This window comes from Endozoicomonas sp. ONNA1, from assembly GCF_024606325.1.
GTDB lineage: Bacteria > Pseudomonadota > Gammaproteobacteria > Pseudomonadales > Endozoicomonadaceae > Endozoicomonas_A.
Map to the genome: position 1 here is coordinate 1 of NZ_JAHHPN010000105.1, position 4,267 is coordinate 4,267.

Sequence of the window (4,267 nt, forward strand, 5' to 3'; positions counted from 1 at the left end):
TGGAATCCTTTGCTGCCATTGATGACCGGGAGGGTTCTTTCATCTGCAAGGCGCCACAGAGTATCAACCCGACGATACTCAGCGCAGTACGGGAAGATGGCAAAAATCTCAATCGCTACAAAGGGAAAAAACTTAAGGAAGTGTTGTCTGGCTTCCCTAAAGATCAATGCCTCGACCTGGATGTAGAATGGCCAGGATTCAATGCCTGGCCATATCGTTTGGTTGTCCGCTGGAATGACAGGAAACTGAAATGGGTATTCGTTGTAACCAACCTTAACCGGGTTGAGTTCACCCTGAGTGAAGTACTTCAGGCCTATCGTCTACGATGGCAGATAGAGCTTATCTTCAAAGAGATCAAGTCCTATTCAGGGTGGCATCGTTTTAACACTAAATCAGCGACACTGGTGTTTAGCCTGATTCTGATGTCCTTCGTGGTTGTGACGTTGAAAAGGTATCTTGCCCATGCTGCGCAGGCGAACCTCTATGAAAGTGGAGCCATTGAAGAAATCTCGACGCATAAGGCGATGAAAAGTGGAACCCGGCTGTTTGGTAATGTCATTTTATCCCTTATGAATGCAGGAAAGTCCCTACTCTCACATACAAGGAAGCTGCTCAACTTCTGGGCAGATAATGCGAAACGTGAACACCCTGCACGAGATGGTTGTTCAGGGCGTACAAGATTAGGTCTTTGTGCTGTGGGTGGGGCTTAATGTCTACCCTAAGAACAGTTGCTTTAATCCGGGAGGTTTTTTGAACTCTCCTAAGCATACGGTTGTGTTTCATAAAACTTTTTGCGAAGGGAGCGTTCATATCACAGAATGTCTGATAAGGTATGCAGCCAGATATATGGAAGCTGGTGAGGCTACTTTATAATCGCGATTACTGCCTTTTGCCAGCTCCCACAGCGTGTGTACAGGGCGTTAACTTACATACTATTCTCTGGCGTGGTTAGGAGTGCTTTAGCACTTGTTTGAATCATTAGGGATAAGGGATTGCGATCCTGTAATGTCACACGTTTAGTATCATTGGTTGAAACTGAAGAATCGGGGTCAAGCTCGTTACTTTTATTATTTCCATCTTTAGAAGGATCTTCAAACGACTCATGTATCTGAATGGTATGTGACAAATCAGCCTCTCTATTCTGGGGCGTTCCAAGTCTTACTGCGGCATCAAAGTGTTCCAGGAGAGCCGCTGAACCAGGGTAATGAATAAGATAATGAGAAGCTTGATGAGGGGCTATTGTAAGGTTTGAGGCGAAGAGTACAGCTTGATCGAAATGTTGGTTTAGCAATAACTGTAAAAGTATTTCCCTTTGACTTTCTGAGAGATCAGGAAATGCATAATTTGGGTTCTGTAACAGAATAGCCAAAAGGTTAGGAGCAAAATTAACCCAGCGATTCAGGTCATAAATCTCATAATTAGACCCGTAGTCACCTTGTGTAATTACCGGAAACCATACACCCTGTGTTGGCACTAGCAAAGCAATTAGTTGCACACTGCCATATTGCTGCAATTTTGCTAACTCCGATTCAGCGAAAGAGGTTGAATCAGTAATTATATTATTATCGAGAATGGCTGGAATCATACCAGAATCGATCCCTAATATTAGCTCAAGCTCTTGTATCAGTTTTTCATGATCAGGATGATCCTCAATCATGGAATAAATTTGACGAAGGTTGTAATTCATGATTTGTCTTACCTTTTGCTGGTTCCATGCGCCTGCTTGTCTTGAACGTTTAATCCTGTTGAATATCTCTGCAATGGACGAGTACATACAGTTACCATCGCCATTAATTCTTATCAGCTCAAAACCGGCGGGGACAGGGTTATAGTAAGAAACGGGAGCAACTAATTGTTTTTTGGGGTATCCCTTTTTCATCTTGTTATATAATTGCCCTACTTGTTTCCTGATGCATCTGTCCTGTTCCATGCATTCCTTGTGAAAAGGTCTTACTAGCGTTTCTTTCGGTTCGCCAGTGGTTTTGTTTGTCCGGCGTCCTTTGCCTCTTATGGGGTTTTTAGTTTCGTAAATTTCACCACAATGGTAACAGGTTTGTCTGAACTGACCATGTCTATTTGGAAAATTAATGAGAAGATTCGGAGTGTTTTTCCTAAATAAAAAGATTAATTCATCTGTTTTCTCTTTGCTGAAAAAACTCGAGTTTTGTTCAGTTTTTTTAAGAAACGCTTGCAGAGAAACTTGCACATCTCTATTTTTTGTACGACTTCCGTATTTTTCTAAAATGCTTAACGTAAACTTATTTAAAAATTGGCTGCTTTCGAAATCCATATCGCTGGAGTAATGTCTCGCGACAGGCAACAAGTGACTCAAAAACAATGGGATAAGATTTTTCTCATCATCAATAATTTTGCGCATGCTCTTGATAATAATGTGAAGGTTTTCTACTTCATTATCATAAAAAGAAAGTTCTAAATTACCTGTATTAATAGGATTAAAAACAATTTTTGTAAAAATAAAATCAGTGATTTGTAATACATTAAAAGCTACAGAAATACCTTTTTTGTTGGCAGCATAGATGTCCTCCAGTCTAAATTGCTCCGGTTTATCAATAAGTTGTTTGACTATTCCAGTACTTGCATCAAATTCGTTGTCTAGAAGAGTTCTGACACATATTTCTATGAGATAATTTATAACAATACGATAAATAATTTCTGCCTTATCTGGACCGCTCATAGTGGATATAACTCTCAGGTTTGGAGCCAGGTATCCAATAAAAAATGACATATCCGTGATAACATTTTTTTCAATATTTCCTTCAATGACGCTTTCAAAAAAAACATTATTTTCTTTGGCGGTTGAATAGTCCTCATGGCTTATAAGGAGCGACATTTCAACTCTTTGTAGCAATAAATCCAAGTGGCTCAGAGTTGGTAACCATTTATCGTCCTGTGGCATTAATAATGATTTGGTAATAATGTTATTACCCATATTTAAAACAGCGGTTTTTTTTAGATTATTCGGAATTTTTAATTTATTGCGTGATAAGTCATACATTGACATTAAAGCGAATTTCTTTTCAACTTCCGACATGTTTTCTCTAACAGTGGGTATCCAAATATTAGCCTGATTATCATACTGAGATCCTCCTCTATAGCGTTCTGTTGTCCTTTGTCTTTTTAGAGGTAAAATGAGTTTATACTGATAAACCATATTATTAGCTTTTGCTAATTTCTTATTTTCAACTATGTGTATTTCCCATTTTATGGGTTTGCCTACTGTGCTTTCGTCAGCTCTCAAGTAATGTGCTAGTTGGAAGTGCTTCTTTGGAATATAAAATTTATCTGAATGGGCTGCAGCAATTTCAAACGCTCGCCTTTCATAATCAGGGACTTTAACAATCAGCGTAAGAATGTTATGCCTTTTCTTGTGTTTGTTTTTTATATTTCCTTCTTTTTTATTTCCTTTCCTTATCCTATTCAGAACCTGTTTAAAATTATGCTCATCCAGCTTTTCATTCTTATAATAAACAACGGGTTCTATATTTAATGGTATTTTAAATTCCGATTTTCGCCTGGCTTCAGAGGTCAGATCATGAAAAGTTCCTATAGAGGTATAATCAAATTCTACAATCTCAGCTTCAGGTTGCATTTCGATAGGAATAAAAGTATCAGTACTTATTGATTCTATATTGTTTTTATCATCGGACTCATCGTCCATTACCAAATAATCAAAAAATGGATCTTCTCCTTCCTTTATTCTTTCTCGAACACTTTCTTCTATCTTAATGTGATCCGTTTCTACATAAACAGACTTGCTGATTTTTTGTACCCGTTCATTTACGTCGATTATTTCTTTTGTAATCACATTCTGTGGGCTTCTTGCATGCAAGTCATGTGAAAGAATTCCTTCTGATCTTATATCGAAGTCAGCTGTCAAACAATTGATTATATTCAAAATATGTTCTTCTACGGTAAAATTGTCTGATCCATAGAGTACACTTTCGGGGCTGTGTGACCAGCAGTATTTATAACCACCGAAGTTGATTCCATAAAAGCAGTTATAACTCTTTGTTGAGAAAAGTTTATTTGTAAAATGGTGGGCTACCTTAGGTGCATATTTAATGAAAACGTTTGGTATTTTGTTGCCAATATTGTCAAAATTAAGCGTTATTTTAAAAAATGCATCTTTCCACCAGCCATAGGGTGCTACAAATTCCAAAGACACTACAAACATGTTGTCGTCATTGATAGTTAATTTAAATTTATCTGGATACTTCTTATTAAGAAAGACTTGAAGTTTATGAGT

Annotated in this window: 2 protein-coding genes; one reads left to right on the forward strand and one right to left on the reverse strand. The window is 37.7% G+C overall.

Translation table 11 applies throughout. The features are described from left to right. Window positions 1–710, forward strand: a 710-nt coding sequence (locus tag KDK19_RS02370; protein WP_257291273.1) for a transposase, incomplete at its 5' end; no start/stop codon positions are given. Between the two features lie 215 nt (window positions 711–925). Here the strand turns inward: KDK19_RS02370 and KDK19_RS02375 are convergent. After that, window positions 926–4,186 carry a hypothetical protein gene (locus KDK19_RS02375; RefSeq protein ID WP_257291274.1) on the reverse strand — a complete coding sequence of 1,087 codons (3,261 nt, stop codon included), beginning with the start codon at window positions 4,184–4,186 and terminating at the stop codon, window positions 926–928. Between the last annotated feature and the right edge of the window lie 81 nt (window positions 4,187–4,267).